Origin of the sequence: Psychrobacter sp. DWR1-2-3 (assembly GCF_049896465.1) — a bacterium.
Classification (GTDB): Bacteria; Pseudomonadota; Gammaproteobacteria; order Pseudomonadales; family Moraxellaceae; genus Psychrobacter; species Psychrobacter maritimus.
Genome location: NZ_JAFCUJ010000021.1, coordinates 1 through 501 on the forward strand (window position 1 = coordinate 1; position 501 = coordinate 501).

A 501-nucleotide genomic window follows, 5' to 3' on the forward strand; every position below is an offset into this window, starting at 1 on the left:
TCTGGTCCAGTACGTAGAAGACAAAACCGAAGCTGATACCGGTGACCACACGCACGCCCATCGGTACGCTACGCAGTGGGCCAAAGATGAACGACAGCGCCATCAGCATCATCACCGCCACGGATAGCGGCTGGAAGATTTTGCTCCACATATTGAGCTGATAACGTCCGGCATCCTGACCGCTCGACTTCAGATACTTCACGTAGTTGTGCAAACCGCTGATTGAGAGTGCATCCGGGTCCAGCGCCACCACGCCCAGTTTGTCTGGCGTGAGGTTGGTTTTCCAGGTGCCGCTCACCGTCTGCGAACCGGTAATCTGTTTCGGATTGGTCAAATCAGATTCATCAACCTGCGACAGACGCCAGACTTTATGTTCCGGGTCAAACTTCGCAGTAGCGGCATAGCGTACGGATTGTAGACGACGATTCTCGTTAAAGGCATAAATGCTGATGCCACCTAACTCTTCGTCACCTTTAACCCGCTCAATGTAGACGAAGTTGT

1 protein-coding gene is annotated in these 501 nt (G+C 52.7%); it reads right to left on the minus strand.

Annotated features, from left to right (window positions below; translation table 11 throughout):
* On the minus strand, nt 1-501 hold a 501-nt coding region (locus tag ACP7AA_RS13105; protein ID WP_426223826.1), incomplete at both ends, for an LptF/LptG family permease.